This is a genomic window from Pseudarthrobacter sp. TE9888 (assembly GCF_056279345.1).
Window position 1 is genome coordinate 498622 of record NZ_JBWBRD010000002.1, and the last position, 24228, is coordinate 522849.

General features: G+C 68.1%; 27 protein-coding genes. 12 read left to right on the top strand and 15 right to left on the bottom strand.

The features are described 5' to 3' along the window. The first annotated feature begins 2 nt into the window (after window positions 1-2). Window positions 3-644 carry a winged helix-turn-helix transcriptional regulator gene (locus ACZ9J7_RS02915; protein WP_476206880.1) on the top strand — a complete coding sequence of 214 codons (642 nt, stop codon included), beginning with the start codon at window positions 3-5 and terminating at the stop codon, window positions 642-644. Between the two features lie 69 nt (window positions 645-713). Next, window positions 714-1532 (top strand): alpha/beta fold hydrolase, encoded by an 819-nt coding sequence (locus ACZ9J7_RS02920; protein WP_476206882.1) that lies wholly within the window; start codon window positions 714-716, stop codon window positions 1530-1532. Here the strand turns inward: ACZ9J7_RS02920 and ACZ9J7_RS02925 are convergent. Then, window positions 1529-2530 (bottom strand): MIP/aquaporin family protein, encoded by a 1002-nt coding sequence (locus ACZ9J7_RS02925; RefSeq protein WP_476206883.1) that lies wholly within the window; start codon window positions 2528-2530, stop codon window positions 1529-1531. The genes ACZ9J7_RS02920 and ACZ9J7_RS02925 overlap by 4 nt on opposite strands. A gap of 186 nt (window positions 2531-2716) precedes the next feature. Between ACZ9J7_RS02925 and ACZ9J7_RS02930 the strand changes: the two genes are divergently transcribed. Continuing rightward, entirely contained in the window at window positions 2717-3097 is a 381-nt protein-coding gene (locus tag ACZ9J7_RS02930; RefSeq protein WP_476206885.1) for a hypothetical protein, read from the top strand. Window positions 3098-3222: 125 nt separating this feature from the next. Further along, window positions 3223-3588 carry a DUF7793 family protein gene (locus ACZ9J7_RS02935; protein ID WP_476206886.1) on the top strand — a complete coding sequence of 122 codons (366 nt, stop codon included), beginning with the start codon at window positions 3223-3225 and terminating at the stop codon, window positions 3586-3588. A 29-nt stretch (window positions 3589-3617) separates the two neighbouring features. Here ACZ9J7_RS02935 and ACZ9J7_RS02940 read toward each other — a convergent pair whose 3' ends face one another. Both ACZ9J7_RS02940 and ACZ9J7_RS02945 read right to left on the bottom strand, forming a co-directional pair. Continuing rightward, the gene (locus ACZ9J7_RS02940; RefSeq protein WP_476206888.1) at window positions 3618-4466 is read right to left on the bottom strand and encodes a response regulator transcription factor; all 849 of its coding nucleotides are present in this window, start codon (window positions 4464-4466) and stop codon (window positions 3618-3620) included. Window positions 4467-4782: 316 nt separating this feature from the next. Beyond that, the gene (locus ACZ9J7_RS02945; RefSeq protein ID WP_476206890.1) at window positions 4783-5685 is read right to left on the bottom strand and encodes a helix-turn-helix transcriptional regulator; all 903 of its coding nucleotides are present in this window, start codon (window positions 5683-5685) and stop codon (window positions 4783-4785) included. Between the two features lie 86 nt (window positions 5686-5771). Between ACZ9J7_RS02945 and ACZ9J7_RS02950 the strand changes: the two genes are divergently transcribed. The 4 genes from ACZ9J7_RS02950 to ACZ9J7_RS02965 all read left to right on the top strand — a co-directional run bounded on the left by ACZ9J7_RS02950 (window position 5772) and on the right by ACZ9J7_RS02965 (window position 9117). Beyond that, a complete protein-coding gene (locus ACZ9J7_RS02950; protein WP_476206891.1) occupies window positions 5772-6653 on the top strand; it encodes an aldo/keto reductase in 882 nt (293 codons plus the stop codon). Between the two features lie 14 nt (window positions 6654-6667). Further along, complete coding sequence (locus ACZ9J7_RS02955; RefSeq protein WP_476206893.1) at window positions 6668-7696, top strand: aldo/keto reductase; 1029 nt, start codon at window positions 6668-6670, stop codon at window positions 7694-7696. A 42-nt stretch (window positions 7697-7738) separates the two neighbouring features. Next, on the top strand, window positions 7739-8566 hold the full coding sequence (locus ACZ9J7_RS02960; protein WP_476206895.1) for an oxidoreductase: 828 nt from the start codon (window positions 7739-7741) through the stop codon (window positions 8564-8566). Window positions 8567-8682: 116 nt separating this feature from the next. Further along, the gene (locus tag ACZ9J7_RS02965) at window positions 8683-9117 is read left to right on the top strand and encodes a hypothetical protein (protein ID WP_476206897.1); all 435 of its coding nucleotides are present in this window, start codon (window positions 8683-8685) and stop codon (window positions 9115-9117) included. A gap of 32 nt (window positions 9118-9149) precedes the next feature. Here the strand turns inward: ACZ9J7_RS02965 and ACZ9J7_RS02970 are convergent, their stop codons facing one another. Further along, complete coding sequence (locus ACZ9J7_RS02970; RefSeq protein WP_476206898.1) at window positions 9150-9410, bottom strand: hypothetical protein; 261 nt, start codon at window positions 9408-9410, stop codon at window positions 9150-9152. A gap of 158 nt (window positions 9411-9568) precedes the next feature. Between ACZ9J7_RS02970 and ACZ9J7_RS02975 the strand changes: the two genes are divergently transcribed. Further along, window positions 9569-11128, top strand: coding sequence for an IS1182 family transposase (locus ACZ9J7_RS02975; RefSeq protein WP_476206900.1), 1560 nt, complete (start codon window positions 9569-9571; stop codon window positions 11126-11128). Window positions 11129-11306: 178 nt separating this feature from the next. Here ACZ9J7_RS02975 and ACZ9J7_RS02980 read toward each other — a convergent pair whose 3' ends face one another. The 5 genes from ACZ9J7_RS02980 to ACZ9J7_RS03000 are packed head-to-tail and all read right to left on the bottom strand — an operon-like array spanning window position 11307 to window position 14344. Continuing rightward, window positions 11307-11504, bottom strand: coding sequence for a hypothetical protein (locus ACZ9J7_RS02980; protein WP_476206901.1), 198 nt, complete (start codon window positions 11502-11504; stop codon window positions 11307-11309). Between the two features lie 13 nt (window positions 11505-11517). Further along, window positions 11518-12873, bottom strand: coding sequence for an FAD-dependent oxidoreductase (locus ACZ9J7_RS02985; protein ID WP_476206903.1), 1356 nt, complete (start codon window positions 12871-12873; stop codon window positions 11518-11520). Between the two features lie 15 nt (window positions 12874-12888). Further along, window positions 12889-13299: an arsenate reductase ArsC gene (locus ACZ9J7_RS02990; protein ID WP_364396711.1), complete on the bottom strand. Its 411-nt coding sequence runs from the start codon at window positions 13297-13299 to the stop codon at window positions 12889-12891. Then, the gene (locus ACZ9J7_RS02995; protein ID WP_476206906.1) at window positions 13296-13997 is read right to left on the bottom strand and encodes an aquaporin; all 702 of its coding nucleotides are present in this window, start codon (window positions 13995-13997) and stop codon (window positions 13296-13298) included. The genes ACZ9J7_RS02990 and ACZ9J7_RS02995 overlap by 4 nt, the downstream gene beginning before the upstream one ends. Then, window positions 13994-14344 carry a metalloregulator ArsR/SmtB family transcription factor gene (locus tag ACZ9J7_RS03000; RefSeq protein ID WP_476211793.1) on the bottom strand — a complete coding sequence of 117 codons (351 nt, stop codon included), beginning with the start codon at window positions 14342-14344 and terminating at the stop codon, window positions 13994-13996. Before ACZ9J7_RS03000 ends, ACZ9J7_RS02995 begins: the two co-directional genes overlap by 4 nt. Window positions 14345-14484: 140 nt before the next feature. Here ACZ9J7_RS03000 and map point away from each other — a divergent pair, with 140 nt between their 5' ends. Further along, window positions 14485-15258 (top strand): type I methionyl aminopeptidase, encoded by a 774-nt coding sequence (gene map, locus ACZ9J7_RS03005; protein ID WP_476206908.1) that lies wholly within the window; start codon window positions 14485-14487, stop codon window positions 15256-15258. A gap of 61 nt (window positions 15259-15319) precedes the next feature. On the opposite strand, the gene ACZ9J7_RS03010 is transcribed toward map, so the two are convergent. Next, window positions 15320-16219 (bottom strand): SGNH/GDSL hydrolase family protein, encoded by a 900-nt coding sequence (locus tag ACZ9J7_RS03010; RefSeq protein WP_476206910.1) that lies wholly within the window; start codon window positions 16217-16219, stop codon window positions 15320-15322. A gap of 120 nt (window positions 16220-16339) precedes the next feature. Beyond that, window positions 16340-16858 carry an N-acetyltransferase family protein gene (locus tag ACZ9J7_RS03015; RefSeq protein ID WP_476206912.1) on the bottom strand — a complete coding sequence of 173 codons (519 nt, stop codon included), beginning with the start codon at window positions 16856-16858 and terminating at the stop codon, window positions 16340-16342. 144 nt (window positions 16859-17002) lie between these two features. Here ACZ9J7_RS03015 and ACZ9J7_RS03020 point away from each other — a divergent pair, with 144 nt between their 5' ends. Next, complete coding sequence (locus ACZ9J7_RS03020) at window positions 17003-17428, top strand: hypothetical protein (RefSeq protein ID WP_476206914.1); 426 nt, start codon at window positions 17003-17005, stop codon at window positions 17426-17428. Here ACZ9J7_RS03020 and ACZ9J7_RS03025 read toward each other — a convergent pair. After that, window positions 17397-19373, bottom strand: coding sequence for an APC family permease (locus tag ACZ9J7_RS03025; protein ID WP_476206916.1), 1977 nt, complete (start codon window positions 19371-19373; stop codon window positions 17397-17399). The genes ACZ9J7_RS03020 and ACZ9J7_RS03025 overlap by 32 nt on opposite strands. Before the next feature lie 144 nt (window positions 19374-19517). Then, window positions 19518-20096: a TetR/AcrR family transcriptional regulator gene (locus tag ACZ9J7_RS03030; RefSeq protein ID WP_476206918.1), complete on the bottom strand. Its 579-nt coding sequence runs from the start codon at window positions 20094-20096 to the stop codon at window positions 19518-19520. A gap of 136 nt (window positions 20097-20232) precedes the next feature. On the opposite strand from ACZ9J7_RS03030, the gene ACZ9J7_RS03035 reads away from it, so the two are divergent. Beyond that, window positions 20233-20910 (top strand): NADPH-dependent F420 reductase, encoded by a 678-nt coding sequence (locus tag ACZ9J7_RS03035; protein WP_476206920.1) that lies wholly within the window; start codon window positions 20233-20235, stop codon window positions 20908-20910. Between the two features lie 33 nt (window positions 20911-20943). Here the strand turns inward: ACZ9J7_RS03035 and ACZ9J7_RS03040 are convergent, their stop codons facing one another. After that, on the bottom strand, window positions 20944-21627 hold the full coding sequence (locus ACZ9J7_RS03040) for a response regulator (RefSeq protein ID WP_476206922.1): 684 nt from the start codon (window positions 21625-21627) through the stop codon (window positions 20944-20946). Then, window positions 21624-24200, bottom strand: coding sequence for a DUF4118 domain-containing protein (locus ACZ9J7_RS03045; protein ID WP_476206924.1), 2577 nt, complete (start codon window positions 24198-24200; stop codon window positions 21624-21626). Before ACZ9J7_RS03045 ends, ACZ9J7_RS03040 begins: the two co-directional genes overlap by 4 nt. Between the last annotated feature and the right edge of the window lie 28 nt (window positions 24201-24228).

Genomic DNA, 24228 nt, shown 5'->3' on the forward strand with positions numbered 1-24228 from the left:
TCATGGCAGCACGCGACTACGGGCAGTACTCGGGGATTACGCAGGCCATGGAGATCGTGGGCGAGCGGTGGGCCCTTCTGATCGTCCGGGACCTGCTGGTGGGGCCGCGCCGCTACGGGGAGCTCGCCGCCGGGCTCCCCCGCATCCCGACCAACATTTTGGCTGCAAGGCTCAAGGAGCTCCAGGCTGCCGGCGTCATCCGGCGGGCACCCCGCTCCCGGGTGATCGTTTACGAACTCACGCCGTACGGCCGCGAGCTTGAACCCGTGATCCTCGCGCTGGGCGCCTGGGGATTCAAAACGATGGGCGATCCACGCGACGAGCAGATCATCACCCCGGCGTCGATGACCATAGACCTGCGCACCACCTTCCGCCCGGACGTGGCCGCCACCCTGCCGGCCACCGCCTACGCGGCGCACTTTGGTTCCACCGAACTCCTGATCCGGGTGGATGGCCCCAGCCTGGATGTCCGGCACGGTGATGGCGTGGCCGACCTCGCCTTCGCCAGCGGACCGGGCATCCGGAGGCTCATCGCCGGCGAAATCGCCCCCGACCGCGCCATCGACAGCGGAGTGGTCCAGGTACTGAGCGGACAGGGGAACCTCCTCCACCGCTTTGCGGAAACGTTCCATCTGGCGGCCTAACCCGCTAGCCTGACCCGACACCCTGATCCGCCCACGAACCCCTGACCCGCCCCTGAATGGAGCATCGCGATGACCAAAACCCAGGACCAAGGCACAGTCTCCAGCGTGTTGTCAGCCGACGGCACCTCCCTCAGCGTCGAGCGGATGGGCGCCGGACCCAGCCTGGTCCTGGTGGACGGGGCCTTCTGCGGGCGCAATTTCGGGCCGTCGCGTGCGCTGGCGAATGAATTGAAGGATGCCTTCACGGTCTATTTCTATGACCGGCGCGGACGCGGGGACAGCGGCGAGACCCTGCCATACGCCGTCGAACGCGAGATCGAGGACCTCCAGGCCGTCCTTGCGGAGGCCGGCGGCAACCCGTTCGTCTATGGGATCTCCTCCGGCGCCGCCCTGGCTCTCGAGGCGGCAGCAGCGGGCGTCCCGATGCGCGGACTGGCCACCTATGAGGCGCCCTACACCGGCGTGCAGGGTCCGGACGGCACACCGGGAAGCCACCGCGAGCACCTCGAGGCCCTGCTTCGTGAAGGCAAGCGCGGCGGCGCGGTGTCCTACTTCCTGGTCAAGATGGTGGGGGCGCCGGCCTTCCTTCCCTACCTGCTGCGCATCATGCCGGGAGTGTGGAAGAAGCAGACGGCGGCGGCGAACACCCTGCCCTATGAAACCCGGGTCACCAACAACTTCGTGGCGCCCGTGGAACGGCTCCGCACCGTTACCGTACCCACCCTGGTGATGGTAGGCGGGAAAGCGGCCGGCCCCATGGCGGAGGGGCAAAAGACCATCGCGGGCGCCGTCCCCGGCAGCGAGCACCGCGTCCTCGACGGCCAAACGCACCAGGTTTCCGCCGCCGCCATCGCCACCCAGCTCAGGGATTTCTTCCGCGGCAACTAGGCCGCCCGGCGCTTTGGAATGGTGTGGGTCTTCGCAGTCTCAGCTTCGGTGGCAGGCGGGGTTTCGCCGCCGGCGCGGCCCGGAGGCGTGGATTCCTGCAGCCGTGCGCGGGCGTCCAGGACGTCGCCGATGAACCAGTCGTAGACCAGCACGCCGATCACACCGCCGACCACCGGGCCGACAATGGGCACCCAGAAGTACCAGCTGAAGGCCCCGTCGACTGTGCCAGGCAGCGCCGTTTGGCCCCAGCCGGCCATCCACGCGAAAAGCCGCGGTCCGAAATCACGGGCCGGGTTGATGGCGTAGCCGGCGTTCGCGCCGAGGGAGATGCCGATGGCAGCCACCGCCAGCCCGATCATGAACGGGCCCAGGTTGGCCTGGACGGCGGTGTTTCTCATGTCGATGATGGCCACAACGAAGATAACCAGGAACGCAGTGCCCACGATCTGGTCAACCAGCGGACCGACGGCGTTTCCGTTGAAGTAGGGCGCCGGGAACGTGGCGAAAATGGAGTAGGTTGCCAGCCCCTTCGCGTCGGCGCGGCCGGTTCCGACGGCCTTGTTGTAGGCGTCGATGGCGTTGTAGTACAGCAGGTAGACCAACGCCGCTCCGGCGAAAGCCCCCACCACCTGGGCCACGATGTACGGACCCACCTTCCGCCAGGGGAACTTGCGGCGGACCGCGAACGCGATGGTCACGGCCGGGTTGATGTGGGCGCCGCTGACGCCGCCGGCCACGTAGACCGCCAGTGCGACGGCCAGGGCCCATCCCCAGGCAATGAGCAGCCAGTCGCCCGCAGCCATGAAGATGGTGGTTGATGTTTGGGCGCGGCCCGATCCGGGCAACGCTGCGACCGCCATGGCCACCACGCCGTCGCCGAACGCGATCAGCACAAACGTGCCCAGGAACTCCGCAAGGAGCTCGCCCCACGTTCCGCCCAATTTCTTGAGTCCGCTGCCATTGCGGACCGCATTCCTCAGTGGACTGATGTCACTCATCGCATGTACCTTCTTTGCGATTTTCTTGGTTTGTTGGCCGCACATCGGGGCCAATTGACAATCCGCGTACTTTTATGCTACGCCGAAAGTATCCCTAGGCAACAGTCCCGGAATGGCAATAGTTTCAAAAGCGCAACAGACCGGACCGCGCCATGGGGACGTGGGGTTCGTTCGAAAGGCACGATCATGAACGACAACAGCAGCACCGAAAACACCCCGGCTCCGGAAGGCGCACCCGAGGCGCCCGACCTGCGCGGACGGTACGTTGAAGGCAACTTCGGCAAAGCCGGTGCCCAGCACGGCCGCCATGCCGAAGACGAAGAGGGCCAGTACATTGAGGGGAACTACGGGCCCGCGGGCAGCGAAGGCGGACTGCCCGAACCCCTGGGCGACAGGACCGTGGGAGCCGGGCGCTACGTCAAGGCCGATTACGGCGGGGCCGGCCCAGTACCCGGGCGGACCGCCGCCTCCGAAACCGGGCGGTACCCGGAAGGCAACTACGGAAAGGGCGGCAGCGTGGACCCGGCCCGCAAGCCGGGTGGCCCATCCCCGCGAACCGGGCATTAGCACCCAACCCGCGCCCGGCAGCCTGCCTGCCTCCATGCGGCGGGCAGGCCGCCCTGGCCTGCGCCGCCGTCGCCCGTTGTCATTCGGTGTTGCTGTTCACCGGGAAGTAGCAGCAGAGTAGGGGTATGGACGACGTCACCGGGACCATCGAGCTCGCAGGGGCACTGCTGCACCTGAAGTGGGCCCCCGGGGACGTGGTCAGTGAGCGCGATGCAGTGGCGCTGATGAAGCGGGCGCGGGAGCTCAGCGGCGGCCGCGCCCTCCCGATGCTGGTGGAGATCACGGGCTTGCAGTGGATTGACCAGGGCGCCCTGAAGGCCTTTGCCGGTTCCTGGCCGGTGACGCGCGCGGCCATAGTAGGCGTCACGCCCGTTGACCAGACCATTGCCGACTTCTTCTCCGGGCGGCACAAACCGGTGCATCCCAACCGGTTCTTCACGTCTACGGATGAGGCGATGGCGTGGCTGGAGGAAGGCCGAGCGCTGCCGTAGGTGCGCTGAGGACTGGCTCGAGTCCGTCCTCAGCCCTCAGGGCCTTTAGACTTCCTCCGCCGTTCCGGCAAGTGCCTTGCCGCGCGAGGCCGGGCACGGGTAACGGCCAGGGCATCAGCAAGCCGCATGGCGTCCAGTAGCAGCATGTTGCGGGAGAGCGGCCTGCTGCCTGCCTCGCTGGTGCAGATAATCAGCGCCGCGGTGACTTCCGCGACCAGGTCCGGGTTACGACTGCGCCGGTACTCCTGCGCAAGGTCTTCCGTTTGCTCAAGCGCACCGGAGACGAACACCGCGACCTCCGTCCTGCGCGACATGTCGAATTTCAGCAGCACGGAAGAGACCATGTTCTTCACTGTCTTTTCGGCCAGAAACATTTCCTGTCCGATCTGTCCGTTGCTCAACCCGCGGGCCACCCCAGCCGCCACCTTCATTTCCTGTTTCGAAAGCATTCCCAACCGACCGTCGGGCCCGTTCGTCCCGTCGGCCTGGATCGGGGCCAGGATGCCGGTCTGGAAACGACGGCTGAACGCGGTGTACCCGCGCATTGCCCGCCGGATCAGCCTGAGCTGTTCCGCGTTATCGTCCTGTTGGGACAAACACCCCCAGGCGCCGGCCAGGATAGCCCCGATCAGCACGGCTTCGTCGGTTTCACCTGTCATCAGCACGCACCGGATAGTGGCGTCAGCGGCTGCGATAGTCCGGCAAAGCCCGGCACCGGAGCCATCGGGAAGATCATCGTCGATGATGGCCAGATCCGGACGTATCGCGGGAATCCGCCGCGCCGCCTGGCGGACAGACCCCGCCACACCGGCCGCGTTGAACCCGTTAGCCGACAACAGCGCCCGCAAGCCGCGCCCAACGAGCTCTTCACCCGTCACCACATATATGCTCCCGAAGGGAGACGACGCCAAACCAGATTGATGGCCAGTGGCCATATTCGCTTCCGCTCATTCGCCCTCTGAAACCCCAAAGGCGATTGTTAGTCTCCTGCTGCCAATCTGGCCCCACCGTGAAAAAGGAGAACAGTTACCGAACCCAGAGGTAGCTGTAGAAAAAGCGAACGAACTTGCCGACTCATTTACAGGCTAGCCCTATAAGCAGGGTGCCAACACCCCGGCCGGGCTCCACCGCAGGACAACCTGTCGCTGCCAGCGCTAAGCCACCCCGGTTTGACGCCTCTGGCAGCATCGTCATTCAGGTCTCCCGCGCCGGCACGTCAGACGCCGGCACCTCCAGCAAGGCCCCGGCTGCGCGCTGTGTCGCGGCCCAGCTGGCCAGGACCTTGAGCGCATCCTCCGAGGGCGTGCCGGGCTCGGCCGTGTAGATGTTGATCCGCAGGCCCGGGTCCGCGGGGAGCTCCATCGCCTCGTAGGTCAGGTCCAGGTCCCCCACGACGGAATGGTGCAGCCGCTTCCGCCCGGTGCGGTGGTACTTGACGTCATGCCGGGCCCAGCGGATGCGGAACTCCTCGCTGCGGGTGGAGAGTTCGCCGATCAGGTCTGAGAGGTCCTTGTCATACGGGTTCTTCCCCGCCGTGGAGCGCAGGACGGCCACGATGTCATCGGCGCTGCGCTCCCAGTCCCGGAAGAACTCCCGCGCTTTGGGGTTCAGGAACGTGAACCGTGCACTGTTGGGCGGGGCCACTGCGTCCGCCATCATTTCCAGGTACAGGGCCCGGCCCAACTCGTTGGCGGCCAGCACGTCCCCGCGGTCGTTGCGGACCCAGGCCGGTGCGGCCGTGATCGCGTCGATAACCCGCTGCACGCTGGGCCGCACCGCCTGCGGGCTCCGCTTCCGCCGCACCCGCGGAGCCGCGCTGGCCGCACGGGCCAGGTCGAAAAGGTGGGCCGCCTCGGCGTCGTCCAACTGCAGCGCCCGCGCCAGGGCCTCCAGCACACTGTCCGAGGCACCCGCAAGGTTCCCCCGCTCCAGCCGGATGTAATAGTCGATGCTCATCCCCGCGAGCATGGCCACCTCCTCCCGCCGCAGCCCGGCCACGCGCCGGTTGCCGCCGTACGCAGGCAGCCCGGCGTCCTCCGGGGTGAGCCGCGCGCGGCGGGAGGTCAGGAATTTCCGCACGTCGTCGCTGTTGGTCATGGCCTCCACGCTACGCCCCGGGCAGGCAGCGAAAGAGGGACTGGCAAGTCCTCCCACAAACCCGCGCGCCGAAATAGCGTGGAGGCATGGAATTGAAACTCAACAACGGCGTCAGCATGCCAGCACTTGGCCTGGGCGTCTTCCAAAGTCCCCCGGAAGAGACGACGGCGGCCGTCCAGACAGCGCTCGAGGTGGGCTACCGGCACATCGACACGGCCGCAGCGTACGGCAACGAGCGCGAGGTGGGCGAAGGGATCCGCCGCTCGGGCCTGGACCGCGCCGACGTCTTCATCGAAACCAAGGTCTGGGTCAGCGACTACGGCTACGACCAGGCCCTGCACGCGTGGGACAAGGCGGCGGGCAAGCTCGGCGTGGAACAGCTGGACCTGCTCATCCTGCACCAGCCCGCGCCGGACCGGATGGAAAAGACCATCGCCGCGTACAAGGCCCTGGAAACCCTACTCAAGAACGGGCGGGTGCGGGCCATCGGCGTCAGCAACTTCATGCCGCACCACCTGCAGCAGCTCTTCCAGGAAACGGACGTGGTGCCGGCCGTGAACCAGATCGAACTGCACCCCTACTTCCAGCAGCGGGACGTGCAGGCAGCGGACGCTGAGGCCGGCATCCTCACCCAGGCGTGGTCGCCGATCGGCGGCATCACGTTCTACCCCGGGTGGGGCGAGAACCGGAAGAACGTCATGCGGGACCCGGCGGTTGCCGCCGTCGCGCAGGCCCACGGCAAGACCCCCGCGCAGGTGATGCTCCGCTGGCACCTGCAGCAGGGCCGCTCCGCGATCCCCAAGTCCACCAACCCGGTGCGCATCGCGGAGAATTTCGACGTGTTCGGCTTTGAGCTGTCCCCGGCGGAGCTCCAGACCATCGATGCCCTGGATACCGGCGTCCGCAGCGGACCGGACCCTGATGTGGCCCGCCCGGAACGGTTCGCCATGGTCATCCCGGAAGCCTAAAGGAGAAAGCAACAATGGAATACCGCCCGCTCGGCCGCACCGGAGTGCAGGTCAGCCCCCTCTGCCTCGGCGCCATGATGTTCGGCCCCTGGGGCAACGACGACCGCGCCGACGCCACCCGCATCATCCACCGCGCCCTCGACGCCGGCATCAACTTCATCGACACCGCAGACGTCTACTCCGGTGGCGCCTCGGAGGAGATCGTGGGCGAAGCAATTGCCGGGCGCCGCGACGACGTTTTCCTGGCCACCAAGTTCTTCATGCCCATGGACGAAAAGGACCCCAACCAGCGCGGCGGCTCGCGGCGCTGGATCATGCGGGAGGTGGAGAACTCGCTGCGCCGGCTGAACACCGACCACATCGACCTCTACCAGGTCCACCGGCCCAGCCCGGACACCGACGTGGAGGAGACGCTGGGCGCCCTCACCGACTTGGTCCGCCAGGGGAAGGTCCGCTACATCGGCTCCTCGTCCTACTCCGGCTCGCAGATCGTGGAGGCGCAGTGGGCGTCCCGCGAGCGCAACCTGGAGCGGTTCGTCACCGATCAGCCGCCGTACTCCATCCTGACCCGCGGCATCGAAGAGGACGTCCTCCCCACGGTGCTGCGGCACGGGATGGGAACCCTCACCTACAGTCCGCTGGCCGGCGGCTGGCTCTCCGGCCGGTGGCGGAAGGACTCCCCGTCCCGGCCCGCCTCGTCCCGCCGGCCCAGTGCCCGGTTCGACATGAGCCAGCCCGCCAACCAGCGCAAGCTGGACGTCGTGGAGGAACTCGCGCAGGTGGCCGAGTGGGCCGGCGTCACGCTCATCGAGATGGCCATCGCGTTCGTGATCAACCACCCGGGCGTCACGTCCGCGATCGTGGGCCCGCGCACCATGGAGCAGCTGGAGTCCTACCTCCCGGCCGCGGACACCGTCCTGGCACCTGAGGTGCTGGACCGGATCGACCAGCTGGTGGCCCCCGGCGTCACGGTCAACCCGGACGACAACAGTTACGGCACCCACGAACTGACAGCACACGCACGACGGCGGCAGCGGGCTTAGGTGCCTGCCCCGCCTTACAACCCCTAGGAAAGGAAACCCCTCATGGCAACGTGGCTCATCACAGGCTGTTCGACCGGACTTGGCCGGGCACTGGCGGAAGCCGTGCTCGCATCCGGGCACAACGCCGTCGTCACCGCCCGGAACGTTGACGCGGTCCAGGACATCACCGCCGGCTTCCCGGACACCGCGCTCCCCCTGGCGCTGGACGTTACGGACAAGGCGCAGATCACCGCGGCAGTGAAGGCAGCCGAGGATAAGTTCGGCAGCATCGACGTCCTGGTGAACAACGCCGGCTACGGCTACCGCGCGGCCGTGGAGGAAGCGGACGACGCCGACATCCGACGCCTCTTCGACACCAACTTCTTCGGCGCCGTGGACATGATCAAGGCCGTGGTCCCCGGCATGCGCGCCAACAAGTCGGGGTCCATCCTGAACATCTCCTCCATCGGGGCGCGCATCACGCCGGCCGGCTCGGGCTACTACGCCGCCACCAAGGCAGCGCTGGAAGGCATGTCCGGATCGCTCCGCAACGAACTGAAGCCGCTCGGCATCAACGTCACCGCCATCGAGCCCGGGGGCTTCCGCACCGACTTCGCCGGCCGCTCGCTCACGCAGTCCGCGACGGCGATAGGTGACTACGCGGACACGGCAGGCAAGCGCCGCAAGGAAGTCGACACCGCCCACGGCAACCAGCCCGGGGACCCGGACAAGGCAGCCAAGGCGATCCTCGCCGTCGTCGATTCCCCCAACCCGCCGGGCCTGCTGGTCCTGGGCACGGACGCCTTCGGCGCGTTCGGCATGGTGGCCGACGCCCAGCGCGCGGAACTGGACCAGTGGCAGGAACTGAGCACCAGCACCGACATCGACTAGGCGCTGCCTGATCGGCCTTGGAGCGCAAAAGTCGAGTAGCCACTACTCATGACATGGCGCGCGCCCGGTGGAAGAGTGGATTCCTAACGTTCCACCACTCCGCAAGAGGAACCAGCATGGCAGCCAAACGACGTCGGTCAGCCGGCAAGGGCGGGGGCGCAGTCGGGTGCGCCCCCTTCCTCGTCCTTATCGTCGTAGCCCTCATCATCCAGTACTGGTGGGTGCTCCTCATTGCTGCGGGGGTGGTTGCGCTGACCGTGGCGCTGGTCCGCTCCGCAAATGCCCCGGCACGGCCAGCCCAGATGCCGCCGCCCAGGCCGCAACCCGTCAGGCCCCCGCCCCCGGCGGTCCCCAGCGGCGAGGAGCTTACGGCCCAAATGCGTGCCCACAAGCGGATCAGCCGCGTGCGGGACATGCAGGAGTGGGACTACGAGTGGCTCCGGCTGGCCCATCCGGGGAAGAGCGTCCGCGAGGTCAATGAGATCGCGAACGCCCACTTTGCCCGCGGCCGTTCCATCGGCCTGGACGGCGGAGACCCGCCAGCCCGCTGAGTCCCGTTCCGGGAGTGCACGCGAGCGCCGGCTCAGGCCGGAAGGGTGCTCAGGCTCAGCTGGGCCCGGTGGTGGCGGTAGTGCCTGGGCGCCCATTCCAGGATTTCCCGGCGGCTCATCCACGGAAGGAAGTAGGGGTCCCAGCGCACGGGCATGGTCATGCCTCGGGCCAAGGCCTTGCTGTCCGCGCGGCTGTACCAGTGGACAATGACCGCGGTGGTCCGGTCCATCATCCAGGCCATGGCCTGCGGCGGCAGGACCCGACCGGCCGCTGCGCTTCCGGCCCAGTTCACCCAGTTGTAGGGACCTGAGCAGGAGTCGAGGATCCGGCTCCAGCGGCGCGAGGCCCCGGGAGGCAGGTGCGAGAACAGCCCTAGGAGACTGCTGAACTAATCGGCGGATGTGGGGCGCGTCGACTGGACTGGTGGGTCTGGTGGTTAAGACTGGTCTTATGCAGGGACGCGAGGACGCGCAACGCGGGTATTTGGATGTGGAGGCATTGGCCGGGGAGTTGTTGGCTCCGGGCAGTGTTTTCGCTTTTCTGGCCAAACATCGGGGGCGGTTGTTTCCGGATTCGATGATGGAGGATTTGTTTCCGTCGCGGCGGGGCAGGCCGTCGGTTCCGGCGCCGGTCATCGGGTCGGTGCTGGTGCTGCAGGCATTGCAGGGCCTCTCTGATCGGGAAACCGCCGAGGCGTTGACTTTTGATCTGAGGTGGAAGGCCGCTTGCGGTTACGGGCTGACCGATACCGCGTTCCATCCGAGCACGCTGACGTACTGGCGAAAGCGGCTGGCCGCCTCGTCGGATCCGCACCGGATCATGGAAGCCATCGCCAAAGTCGTCGCGGAAACCGGGGCTTTGACGGGTAGGCGCCGACGGGCGGTGGATTCAACGGTCCTGGACGACGCGGTCGCGAGGCAGGACACGATCACGCAGCTGATCGCCGCGGTCCGCCGCTTCGGCCGGGACATCCCGGGCGGACAAGAACTCGTGACCGCCCACGCCACGGGCTATGACTACATCCGCACGGGTAAGCCGGACATCGCTTGGGATGACCAGGGAGCGAAAGACGGGCTGATCTCCGCGCTGGTCACCGACGCCCTGGCGTTGCTGGCCGCGGTCGATCCCGAAACGCTGGACGGAAAGGCTGCTGATGCCTACGCTCTGCTGGCCCTGGTCGCCGGGCAGGACGTGGAACCGGCCGAGGACTCCGACGGGACCGACGGGCGATGGCGGATCGCCCGGAAGGTCGCCCCGGACCGGATGATCTCCACCGTTGACCCCGACACCCGGCACGCGCACAAGACCCAGTCCAGGCAGCAGGACGGATACAAGGCCCACATCGTGATCGAACCCGACACCGGGCTGATCACCGCCGCGGAACTGACCAAGGCCTCCGGCCCGGAAAACAGCGACGGGGCCGTCGGTGCCCGGCTGATCGGCATGGATTCCACGATCGCCGGCACAAGCCTGGACGTCCTGGCCGACTCGGCCTACGGCACGGGGGACATGCTCGCCGCCCTCACCCGTGCCGGCCACACCCCGGTGATCAAACCCTGGCCCCTCCGCCCAGCAGTCGAAGGCGGATTCACCCTCGATGACTTCACTGTCGACGAAGCAGCCGGCACCATGACCTGCCCGCACGGACTCACCCGCAACATCACCACCAAACGACGGGTCACGTTCGGCGCCGCCTGCACAGGCTGCCCCCTCCGGCACCGATGCACCGCCTCACCGCGAGGACGCAAAATCGTTCTCCACGAACATGACGCGCTGCAACGGCAACACCGCCAACGCGCCAAGAACCCGGCCTTCCAGGACGACTACCGCACCCACCGGCCCATGGTCGAGCGGTCCATCGCATGGCTCACCCGCGGCAACCGACGCGTTCCCCATCGCGGCATCAACCGGAACAACGCCTGGCTCCAGCTACGGATCGCGGGACTGAACCTCCGCCGCCTCCTGAAGCTCGGACTCACCGCGGAACAGGGATCCTGGGCCATCGCTTGAACCCGGAAACCAGGACCAGGCCTCTCACAGCCAGCCAAAACAACACCCCCTACCCGGCCAACAGGCACCAAAAGCCCGGAACCACCCCAAAACACTTCAACCCCAGAAACCCCAACCCACAAAAGGTAGGGCTGGCCCGACAGCGAACGCCACGGACCAGCCCTACAAAGCACTTAGTTCAGCAGTCTCCTAGGAGCGGGATCCCGGCGAGGGCGATGTTCTGCCCCAGCGCCATGTGGAAGAGCAGCTGCCGGTTGGTCCAGCGCGTCCCGTTCGACGGCAGGTCCAGCTCATCCGCCGAGGCGCCCAGGACGATGCTCCGGAAGTCGGCCGCGATCCACAGCAGTTCCTGCCGCACCGGATCCTCGTCAGGCATGATGGCGCTCCCGCTACACAGCCGCTCCGGACCGGCCATGCTGCAGTCCCGTCGCGAAACCGATCGTCACCGGAACCGGGGCTGAGCAGCAGGCGTCCGCGACAGCATCCCCGGCGTCGTCCGGAATTGAGGTGGAGCAGACACCGGTTTCGGGCAGTTCGAGTTCGACGGCGTCCGCGGCTGCGGTGTCTCCGGCCAGGGCGGCGGCGATGGAGCGGACCTGTTCGTACCCGGTGGCCATGAGGAACGTGGGCGCGCGGCCGTAGGACTTCATGCCCGCGAGGTAGAAGTCCTTCTCCGGCTGCTCAAGGATCCGGGCACCGTGGGCGGGGACGGTGCCGCAGCTGTGGAAGTCCGGATCGATGAGCGGGCCCAGGGCCTTGGGAGCCTCGACGGCGGGGTCCAGGTCCAGCCGCAGCTCGGACAGCATGGCCAGGTCCGGGCGGAACCCCGTCGCGGGAATGACCCGGTCCACTTCAACGCTCCGGCCGTCCGCGGAGTGCACGGTCACGGCGGCACCCTGCACGTCGATGGCAGCAGTATGGAAGCTGGCCAGGAGCTGCACAGCTCCGCTCTCGACGGCGGTGCGGAGCCTGGCCCCGAGCTGGCCGCGGGCGGGCAGCTGGTCGGCGTCGCCGCCGCCGTAGGCCCGGGCCGGGGTGGCGGAGCGGATGGCCCAGAAAACTTCGGTTCCGGGGTTCGCGCGGGCCACGCGGGCCAGATCGAGGACCATGTTGGCGGCGGAGTGCCCGGAGCCGATGACGAGGGTGCGGCGGCCGGCGAAACCACCGGCGGCTACGTCCGGCAGCGGACCGGTGACCAAGCCGGCGGCACGCGCTTCCGCCTCGCCCGGAGCGGCCAGGCCTGAGGATCCCAGCGGCGCCGGGCTGCTCCAGGTCCCGGACGTATCAATCACGGCGCGGGCCAGCACCTCGGTGACCTGTCCGCCGTCGTGCCCTATGCGCAGGAGGAACGGGGCACTGTCCCGGCCCTGGCTGCGGCCCTTGTCCATGCCCTGCCGGGTGACCGCCACAACCCGAGACCCGGTCCGGATCCGGTCCTTGAGCTCCGGCGTCGCGGCAAGCGGCTCAAGGTATTCGGAGACGATCTGCGACCCGTACGGCAGCGCGGTGGGCCGTGGAGCTTCCCAGCCGTGGCGCTCCAGCAGCCGCACCGAGGCGGGGTCCAGGTTGTACTTCCAGGTGGAGAACACGCGGACGTGCCCCCATTGACGGATGGTTGCCCCGACGGCGGGACCGGCCTCGAAGACGAGCGGTTCCAGCCCGCGTTCCAGCAGGTTCGCGGCGGCGGCCAGCCCCACGGGACCGGCTCCGATCACGGCAACGGGGAGGGATTCCAGGGATGCCATAGCGTCAACAACCTTTCAGGCCGAAGCAGGGATAAGGGAGGCAATGAGGGATTCGACGCGGGTCTTGATCTCGTCGCGGATGGGCCGGACGGAGTCCACGCCCTTGCCAGCGGGGTCCTCCAGGACCCAGTCCTCGTAGCGCTTGCCCGGGAAGTAGGGGCACTCGTCGCCGCAGCCCATGGTGATCACCACGTCGGAATCCTTCACGGCCTCAGTGGTGAGGACCTTGGGGATCTCGGCAGACATGTCGATGCCCACCTCGGCCATGGCCTCGACGGCGGCCGGGTTGACCTTCTCGGCCGGCTGCGATCCGGCGGAGCGGACCTCGATGGCGCCCTTGGACAGCGTGGTGAGGAAGGCGGCCGCCATTTGGGACCGGCCCGCGTTGTGGACGCAGACGAACAGGACGGAGGGCTTCTGGCTCATGAGAGCACCTTTCGGTCAGCCGTGGCGACGGCGGGAGTTGCGAGGGGTGGGTAAAGGAACCGGACCAGGACGTACCCGGCGGCGCCGCCCAACAGTTGGGCGAGGATGAAGGCAGGGGCCGACGACGGCGCGATGCCGGCGAAGGTGTCCGTGACCGTCCGGGCGATGGTCACGGCAGGGTTGGCGAAGCTGGTGGAGCTGGTGAACCAGTACGCGGCGGTGATGTACCCGCCGACGGCGAACGCCACCCGGTCTGCCCGGCCGGAGCGGACGCTGCCGAAGATGACCACCAGCAGGCCAACTGTGGCGATCACCTCGCCGAACCAGAGAGCCGGGCCGGTGCGGACGTGCGACGAAACCGTCACCGCGTCCAGCCCGAACATCAGGTTCGCCGCCACTGTGCCGGCCAGGCCGCCCAGGACCTGCGCCCCGGCCAGGCCTGCCGCCGCGCGGGTATCGATCATGCCCAGCGCACGCTCCACGAGGGTCACCACGGGGTTGAACGACGCCGACACCGGCTGGAGTGCCACGATCAGCGCCACCAGCGCCGCACCCGTGGCGAGGCTGTTCTGCAGAAGCTGCAGCCCGGCGTCGTCCGGTGAAAGCCGCGAGGCCATGACGCCCGAGCCCACTACCGCCATCACCTGGAACGCGGTGCCCACGAATTCAGCGGCAACCCGCCGGCCCAGGACGTTCACGCGGCCTGGCCGCCGATCAGGGCGGCAATGTTCTGCAGCGCCTCGGTCCGGGCGCGGTAGTAGACCCACACGCCGCGCTTCTCCCGGTCCAGCAGCCCGGCCTCGTGCAGGATCTTGAGGTGGTGGCTGATGGTGGGCTGGGAGAGTTCGAAAGCGTCGTTGAGGTCGCAGACGCACGCTTCGCCGCCTGCACGCGAGGCCACCAGGGACATCAGCCGCAGCCGGACCGGATCGGCCAGGGCCTTCAGCAACGGGGCAATCCCTTCCGCTTCCGGCTCGGTCAGGGGTTCACGGGCCAGCGGCGCGCAGCACGCCACTGCTTCCACGGGGGTCAGCTCCAAAGACATAGACACATGTAAATATTTACACCTATCTATGTCTGTCGGCAACCCGCACAAATCCCGCCGATTCCCGCCTCCCCTTGCAGTGCGCGGAGAAACGGGAAATAGGATGGCCCGTAGGTTTTACCGGATACGAAGGGCGCCCCATGATCGAAATCCTGAACCCCGCTGAAGTGGCCCGAGCCCGGGAGACGGGCGCCCTGGTGGCGGACATCCTTCAGGCCATGAAGAAACGCGCCGCCGTGGGCACCAACCTCCTGGACATCGACCAGTGGACCAAGGAGATGATCACCGAGGCCGGGGCCGAATCCTGCTACGTGGATTACGCGCCGTCCTTCGGCCGGGGCCCGTTCGGGCACTACATCTGCACCGGTGTCAACGACGCCGTGCTGCACGGACTCCCCCACAACTATGACCTGGCCGACGGGGACCTGCTGACGCTGGACCTCGCCGTCGTCAAGAACGGGAAGGCCGCGGACGCCGCCATCAGCTTCATCGTGGGGGACTCACGCCCGGAAGAGAGCGTGGCCATGATCGAAACCACGAAACGGGCTTTGGCCGCCGGGATCGCCGCCGCCGGGCCGGCCGCCAAGATCGGCGACGTCTCCTACGCGATCGGCCGCGTCCTCATAGACGCCGGGTACCCGGTCAACACGCAGTTCGGCGGCCACGGCATCGGCTCCACCATGCACCAGGACCCGCACGTCCCCAACACCGGGCGGCCGGGGCGAGGCTTCAAACTGCGGCCCGGGCTGCTGCTGGCGCTGGAGCCGTGGATCATGGCGGACACGGCGGAGCTGGTGACGGACGACGACGGCTGGACCTTGCGGAGCGCCACCGGCTGCCGGACGGCGCACACCGAACACACCATCGCGATCACCGAGGACGGCGCCGAGATCCTGACCCTGCCCTCGCGGTAAGTTACCCGGTCCCGGCCACGGCGCTGCGGCGTTCCAGCAGCAGCGCCGTGGCTAACGCTTGTCAGCGGTTGACGAGCCTGGCGGGTTTGATCTGGCTGACCATGGCAGGGTAGTAACCCTGCGCATATCCCTGGGCGGTCGGGTGGAAGTTGAAGTCCGTGTACGGGCCGAGGTTGAACCAGGAGTCGGAGGATCCGATTTCGTGGCCATTGAACTTGGGAGCGACGTCCACGAACTGCGCGCCCGCGCTCCGGGCCTTGCTCGCGAGGAGCGCATTAAGTTGGTCTGTGCCGTTGTCGAAGACCGCCGCCGCCGCTGCGGACATGACGCCACCTCCGGCGATGACTGTGGTGGATTCCCCGGCTGTCGCGAAGAGATGGGGGTACCCGAGCCAGATGATTTTGGCATTTGGTGCCAACTGACGGATTGTTCCAACGGTCTTGACGACATCGACCTGCGCTGCCAGGCCAAGTCCATACGCTGTGGCCGCTTGGCACCCGCTGGCCTGCGGCGATGTGTCAGCGGCGCAGGCCGCGATGATCGGTCCGAAGTTGACGTCGTTTCCGCCGGCTGTGAGGGTCACCAGCCCAGTTGCGCTGTCCAGCGCACCATCAAGGGATGCCTTTGCCGCCTGCTGGGCGATGGTCGGAATACCGGACTCGTTTGCTCCGACAGTCGCGCCTGCACACGCGTAGTCTCCGGCGAGTGCCACGGATTTGAGCTGATCGAGCATCGTCACGTCGTCCGGGCCGCCGTGCCGGCAGGCCGGGCTGCCGACGTACGGGTTGACGACTGCGGTTGGCGCCAACGAGCCCCAGCCGGCCGAGTAGGAGTCCCCCAGGTTGACATAGTTGACCGGGTCCTGCGCGGCGAAGGCCGGAGCGGACGCGCCCGAAAGGACAAGAGCTGTTGCGGCGGCGAACGTGGCCGCACTGCGCCGGAAGAGTACGGGGACCTGCATTGTGGGCTCCAAGTGTATTCGGGGAGGCATGTCCCCATGACGCTAGGCCCGGGCGGAAGGTCAGGACAGGGTCCTTAGGCCCAGCAAGTGGTTCGTAGGAATCAAAGTGGGTGAGGGCAGCTATTCGGTCCCGGCCACGGCGCTGCGGCGTTCCAGCAGCAGCGTGTCCTGCCAGTGCCCCGCCTTGGGGCCGGCGCTGATCCGCGCAATCCGCTCCCTGGTACCCACCACCCGGAAGCCCAGCTTCCGGTGCAGCGCCAGGCTGGCGGTGTTCTCCGGGAAGATGCTGGACTGGATGGTCCAGATGCCGGCAGCCTCCGTGGACTCGACCAGTGCGCCCAGGAGCAACCGGCCCACGCCCCGGCCCTGCGCCTGCGGCGCCACGTAGATAGAGTGCTCCACCAGGCCCCGGTACACCTCACGCGAGGAAACCCGGGACACGGCGGCCCAGCCCACCACCCGACCCGCGTCCCGGGCGACCATCCGGTGCTCAGCCAGCCGCACGGCGTCGAACGCTTCCCAGGTGGGCGGCTCGCTCTCGAAGGTCGCCTCCCCCGTGGCGATGCCGGCGGCGTAGATGGCGTGGACGGCGTCCCAGTCCTCGGGGCACATGGGGCGGATGGTTACGGGGCTTTCCATGGGTCCCATTATGGGCGCTGACCTGCGGAGCCTTCGCACGGCGGCCCGTAAATAATGCGTCAAAAAACGGCCGCCCACGCCCCGGATAGCCCCCTCCGGACCTTTCATTAACTCAGGGAAAGTGTGGAGAGCCGGGAGCGCAGGATGCGGTGGGATGAGTCGCCCGAGGACCGTGGCAGGGTCAAGTTCGCCGCGGCAGCCGGGGCCGTGGAGGGCTACGGCGGCCGCGGACTGAACGGACGCGCGCTGCAGCCGGCCAGCGGCTACCTGTTCCCCGACCAGGACGGTGAGGGCTGGTGGGTGGTCTTCCAGCCCTGGTCGTCAGCCGGGCCGTCGGCGCACAAGGTGCCCGGCGACATCCTGGCCTGCAACGACTCCTACGGCGACATGGTGCACGTGGTGGTGCTGGCCGCCGGCGTCTGGGAGGACGACGCCGAGTCCGCCTTCCGCGACAAGGCACCTGCCAGCCTGGCGGACGCAGCCCGGGTGGCGGCCTCGGTGCCGCACATCAGCCAGCCGCAAACCGGCCAACCCGGCGTCAGCCCACGTGGACCCAGGGCCGCTGGGTGACGTCCGGGACGGCCTCGCGCAGCACCTCCCGGGTGACCGGCGCGATCTCGCCCTCGCCCAGGAAGAGGAACCGGACCAGGTTGGTGATGGGGTTCCCCTCTGTCCAGCGGAAGTAGATGTGCGGCATGAGGCCCGTGACGTCCCGGATGTGCAGCAGCACCGAGGCGATGGTGTTGGGAACCACCGGGCCGTGGACCTCCAGGATGTGGTAGCCGTGCCGGTTGACGCCGCGGACGTGGAGCTCGGTTTCGAAGTCCGAGGAGTCGTCCACGATGACCTCGAGGAACAGCGCCTCGCCGGCCAGCGGGAGGTGGCTGACCTCGATGGCTGACTCGAGCTTGTCCCGGTAGGCCTCCGGGGTCATCCGCAGCGGTTCGTGCGCGATGATCGCGATGGGGCCGTCCAGGGTGCTGGACATGAATTCGAGGGCCTGCTGGTCCAGGTGCACCCGGGTGGCGTGCAGTTCGAAGGAGCGGCGGACACGGGACAGCAGCGAGATGACGATGATGCCGAGGATGAAGATGGCGGCGATCCGGATGCCCTCGGGCCGTTCAAAGATGTTCGCCACGGTGGTGTACGCGAACACCACCGAAATGGCGCCGAAGCCCACGGTGAGGTTCCGCTGCCTGCGCCGACGGGCCGAGAGGGTCACGGCCACCGCGGCTGAGGTCATCAGCACCAGGACGCCGGTGGCGTACGCACCGCCCTGCGCATCGACGTCGGCATTGAAGATGAAGGTGATCAGGAAGCCGATCAGGGTGAACACCAGCACCAGCGGCCGCACGGCCTTGGCCCACCCCGGGGCCATGCCGTAGCGGGGCAGGTAGCGGGGCACCAGGTTCAGCAGCCCGGCCATGGCGGACGCCCCGGCGAACCAGAGGATGGCGATGGTGCTGATGTCGTACACGCTGCCGAAGCCCACACCCAGGTATTCATGCGCCAGGTAGGCAAGGGCGCGGCCGTTGGCCTGGCCGTCCGGCTGGAACTCCTGCTCCGGGATGAGCACCACGGTGATGAAGCTCGAGGTCAGCAGGAAGGCGCTCATGATCACGGCGGCGGTGGTGAGCATGCGCCGGGCACCCTTGATGCGCCCGGCAGGGTTTTCCTCCGTGTCATTGGCCGCGCCACGCACCTGGGGCATGACGGCGACGCCGGTCTCGAAGCCGGACAGGCCCAGCGCCAGCTTGGGGAACACCAGCAGGGCGATGGCCACCGCCATCAGCGGGTTGCCGTGCGAGACCCACAGGTTGGTCCACCAGTCACCCATGGCCACCGGGTGCGAGATCACCTGGCCCAAGGTCACCACCACCACGATGGCATTCAGGCCCAGGTACACCACCACCAGGACCACGGCGACGCCGATGGCCTCCTTGAAACCCCGCAGGAACACGGCAGCGAGCAATGCGAGCAGGACCAGGGTGATGGGAATGTTCTGGCCCTGCAGCCAGCCGGGGGCCACGGGGTTGTGGATCAGGTGCGCCGTGGCATCCGCGGCCGACAGGGTCATGGTGATCATGAAGTCGGTGGCCGCGAACCCCAGCAGCACCAGGACCAGGAGCTTGCCGCCCCACCGCGGCAGCAGCCGTTCCAGCATGGCGATGGAGCCTTCACCGCGGGGGCTTTCACCGGCCACCCTGCGGTACACCGGCAGGGCACCGAGCAGGGTCACGGCCACGAGCACCAGGGTGGCCAGCGGCGAGATGACGCCGGCGGCCAGGGCGGCGATGGCCGGCTGGTAGCCCAAGGTGGAGAAGTAGTCCACGCCCGTCAGGCACATGACCTGCCACCACGCATGCTTCTTCTCGTGCTGCGTGGGCACGCCGCCGGGGCCCTGGTGGGCACCCTTGCTGTCCTGCAGCCCGAACAGCAGCCAGTCCTTCAGCGCCTTCCTGCCGTGGGCATGGGGCGCGGAAGGATCCGCCGGGGGCCTGCTCAACGTGGTCATCTCTGCCTTTCCGCGCTGCCCTTTGCACCGCGACCACTGCGAAGCTAGCACCGGCCAAAACAGCCGGCCCTCGAAAAGGACCTTTATTGACGAATCATTTACGCGGGGATTGACGACGGCGGCACGCGGCTGGCGCGGCGTGCTTTAGGGGCGCGGGCAGGCCTGCTCGATGAGCAACTTTGCAAGGGCCAGTGCGCGCCTTCCGTACACGCCGCCGTCGAGCACTGCCGCCGTGGCGTAAGCGCCATTGAGAATGATGAGGAGCTCTTCGGCGAGCTGGTCCGGCGAGTCCGCTCCGGCGTCGGCCGCGAGCGAACTGAACCAGTCGCGCACCTGCTGCTTGTGGTCAACGGCGGCCACATGGGCCGGGTGCTGGCCGAGCGGAAACTCGGTGCTCGTGTTCAGCATCGGGCAGCCCCGGTACGTTGGGCCGGCACAGTCATCAGCCAGCACCGCAAACACCGCAAGGAGCTTCTCCTTGGGGCCTGGCTGTGCGTCCGCAGCCTGGCGCATCCGCTCAAACCAGGCGTCGGCACGTCCCTGCACATACGCGGTGGCGAGGGCGTCCTTGGTGGGAAACTGCCGGTAGACGGTGGCATTTCCAACACCGCATTCCTTGACCACCGCATCCATCCCCACGGCCCTTATCCCCTGCTGATAGAACAGCCGGGTGGCCACCTCCAGGACATTGCGCCGGTTCTCCTCGGCCGTTCTTCGCACCATCTGGACCGCCCTCCTCTAAAAGTCCCTGCACCCTTATGTGGCTTCAAGTTTGACAGACGGAACGTTCCGTCACAAACTACATGAGAACGATCCGTCACAAACTCTCCTGCCCCTCGCGGAGACACAAGGAGCAACCATGAACATCGCCGTCCTCGGAACCGGCATCGTCGGCCGGACCATCGCCACCCGCCTGGCCGAACTGGGCCACACCGTTACCATCGGCACCCGCGATCCGAAGGCCACCCTCGCCCGCACCGCGCCGGACGCCATGGGGACTCCCCCGTTCGCCGCCTGGAGCGCCGAAAACCCTCGCGTCGCCGTCGCCGGTTTCGCGGACGCAGCGGCCGGTGCCGAACTCATCGTCAACGCAACCAACGGCAGCGTGTCCCTGGACGTCCTTGCAGCGGCCGGCGCCGGGAACCTGGACGGCAAGGTGATCCTGGACATCGCCAACCCGCTCGACTTCAGCCAGGGCATGCCGCCCACCCTGTTCGTCAAGGACACCGATTCCCTTGGCGAACAGATCCAGCGCGCCTTCCCCGCCTCGCGGGTAGTGAAGTCCCTCAACACGCTCAACGCCGACCTCATGGCACGGCCCACGCTCCTGGCCGACCCCGGCACCGTCTTCGTTTCCGGCAACGACGCGGAGGCCAAGAACACCGTCACCGGCCTCCTGAAGGACTTCGGCCATGAAGACGTCATCGATCTCGGTGACATCTCCACCGCCCGCGGCACCGAAATGCTCCTGCCCGTCTGGCTGCGCCTCTGGGGCGCGCTGGGCACCCCCGCCTTCAACTTCAAGATCGTCCGGTAAGCCCCTCAACCACCCGCCGGGCCCGGCAGGGCGTCACGGCTCGAAGCGGTAGCCCATCCCGGCTTCCGTGAGCAGGTGCCTGGGCCGGGCCGGGTCCGCCTCCAGCTTGCGGCGCAGCTGGCCCATGTAGACGCGCAGGTAATGGGTCTCGTTGTCGTACCCGGGTCCCCAGATCTTGGCCAGCATCTGCTGCTGGGTGATCAGCCGGCCGGGGTTCCGCACCAGCAGCTCCAGGATGGCCCACTCGCGCGGGGTGAGCCGGACCGGTTCCCCTTCCCGGGTGACCTTCCGGTTGGCCAGGTCCACCTCGAAGTCCCCCACGTCGACGGCGGCCGGGGCCTCGGCAACCTCGGGCGTGCTGCTCCGGCGGCCGGCGACGCGCAGCCTGGCCAGGAGCTCGTCCAGCCCGAACGGCTTGGTCACGTAGTCATCGGCGCCGGCATCCAGGGCCCTGACCTTGTCCACGGACCCGTGCCGGGCGGACAGCACGATGATGGGCATGCTGCTGGTCCGGCGGACGCGGGTGATCACGTCCACGCCGTTGATGTCCGGCAGGCCCAGGTCCAGCACCATGACATCCGGGTGGCCGCCTTCCGCGTGCCTGAGCGCGGCTGCCCCGTCCAGGGCTGTGAGCACCTGGTACCCCTCCGCCTGCAGGTTCACCTGCAGGGCGCGCAGCAGCTGCGGTTCGTCGTCAACGATCAGGACTGTCCTCATGCGGTTTTGGTGCCTGCTTCCCGGCGGAGGTGGGGGCTGTAGGGCCCGGTGGACAGCGGCAGCCTGACCACCATGGTCAGCCCTCCGCCCGGAGTTGGTTCGGGCACCAGCCGGCCGCCCATCGCCTCGGTAAAGCCCTTCGCCACGGCCAGGCCCAGCCCGATCCCCAGTCCCTCCGGCGCATCGTCAAGCCGCTGGAACGGCAGGAACATCTCCACCACCGCGGCAGCGGGCACACCCTGCCCGTGATCGACGATGCGGAGCTCGCCGAAGGGTGTGCCGCCGTCGTCCGCTGCGTTGGCAGCTCCGGAAACGCCCACGATCACCACGTCCGAGCCGGGCGCGTACTTGAGCGCGTTTTCCACGATGTTGGCGATGACCCGCTCCAGCATGCCCAGGTCCGCGTCCACGGCCGGCATGTTCGGGGCGAGGTCGATCCGGATGCGCTCCGTGGGGATGCCGCGCAGGGCGTCCTCGATGGCGTCGCGCCAGGTGACGGGGGCGGTGTGCGGGGCGGCCGATCCGCTGGAGATCCGGGACATGTCCAGGAGGTTGGAGATGAGGGCGTCCAGGCGCTCGGAGTAGGAGTCGATGGTGGCGAGCATTTCTTCCTGCACCTCCGCCGGGAGCCTGCTGTTCTGGCGGCGCAGGGCGGTGACCGCCAGCTTGATCCCGGCCAGCGGCGTCCGAAGGTCGTGGCTGACGGCGCTCAGGATTGCGGTGCGGACGCTGTTGCCTTCGGCCAGTTTCGTGGTGCTTTTCAGGGTGCGCTGCAGGGCGTGGTGCTGCCGGAGCAGCAGGAGGTGGGCGCCGTGGGCGGCCAGGAGGAGCCGGTCCCCCGCCGTCAGGGTGCGGCCGGACAGGACCAGGGCGGTCCGGGGATCGGCCAGTTCCACGTTGTCCGTCATGGCGGTGGCCGCTTCCGGGGCCGGTGGCGGCGCGTCCCCGGAGAAGGCCTGCAGTTCCCACGTGTTCTGCCGGTCCCCGGCGCGGGTGAAGAGGCCGGCGGCCCGGACCTGGAAGGTTTCGCGGGCCTTGTCCAGGAAGCCGGCAACGGTATCGTCCGCCAGGAGCGCGTCCCGGGCGAGGTCGGCGAGGGTGGTGGCCTCGGCACGGGCGCGGACAGCTTCCCGCGCCCGGCGTTCGGACAGGCCCACCACCAGGGAAACAGCCACCGCGGCCCCGAGGAAGACCAGCAGGGCAAAGACGTTCTGCGGGTCGCTGATGTTGAACGTGCCCACCGGGTCCGTTTCGAAGTAGTTCAGCAGCAGGGATGCCAGGACGGCTGCGAGCACGGCCGGCCAGAGCCCGCCGATGAACGCCACCGCCATCACCCCGGTCAGGTGCACCAGGGCGTGGGTGGCGAGGTTCAGGTCGCGGCTGAAGGACAGGACGGTGGAGGCGAGGACGGGGAGGAGTACCGCGAGGATGTAGCCCACCGTGGTGCGCGCCCGGCTGAGGGCGGCGGGGGTGTGCCGCGGGAGTCCCCGGGCTGCCGGCGGATGGGAGACCAGATGCACGTCGATGTCTCCCGAGTCCCGCACCACCCTTGACGCCACGCCCCTGCCCAGGACGCGGTTCCAGAGCCCTCCCGGCGACGCCCCGAGGACAATCTGGGTGGCGTTGGCACTCCGGGCAAACTCCAGGAGGGACCGCGCCGGGTCATCCCCGGACACCGTGTGGCAGGTGCCGCCGAGGTCCGTGATGAGCTGCCGCTGCGCCTCCACCGCCTGCTCGGATGCCTCCCGCCGGGCGGTGGTACCGCGCACATGGACTGCCAGGAGTTCACTGCCGTTGACCCTGGACAGGATCCGGGCTGCCCGCCGGATGAGCACCCCGTCCTCCGGAGACCCGGCAATCCCCACCACCACCCGTTCGCGCGTGGGCCAGGCGGCGGTGATGCCTTGGCTTTCCCGGTACGCCGCCAGGCCTTCCTCCACCCGGTCCGCGAGCCAGATCAGGGCGATCCCGCGCAGGGCCAGGAGGGTGCCCGGCCGGTACTCGTTGGCCAGGGCGGCGTCGATCCGGTCCGCCGGGAAGATCCTGCCGTCCGCCACCCGCTGGCGCAGGAGGTCCGGAGAGATGTCCACAAGCTCGATGTGGTCCGCCCGCCGCACAATCCCATCCGGCACCATGGCCTGCGGCGGATCGTCGGTGATCGCGGCGACCACGTCCTTGAGGGACGCCAGCTGCTGCACGCAGAGGGTGGACAGTACGTCGATGCCCGCCGCCAGCAGTTCCTCGATATCCTGCCACCGCCGCTGGTTCCTGCTGCCCGGGGCGTTGACCTGCGCGTATTCGTCCACCAGCGCCACATCCGGATTCCGTTCCAGCACGGCGTCCACGTCCAGCCCGGACGCCTCCGCTCCCCCGGTACCGGCCGAAAGGCGCGGGGCAACGGCGTCGATCCCTTCAACGAGCTGCCGCGTCTCCTCCCGGCCGTGGTCCGCGGCAATGCCCACCACGACGTCGCTGCCCCCGGCCAGCAGCCGGTGCGCTTCCCGCAGCGCGGCGTACGTGGTGCCCGCGCCGGGCGCCGCGCCCAGAAAGATCCGAAGGGTTCCCCGTGACATACCCACAGTCTTATCCCGTCCCGTCACC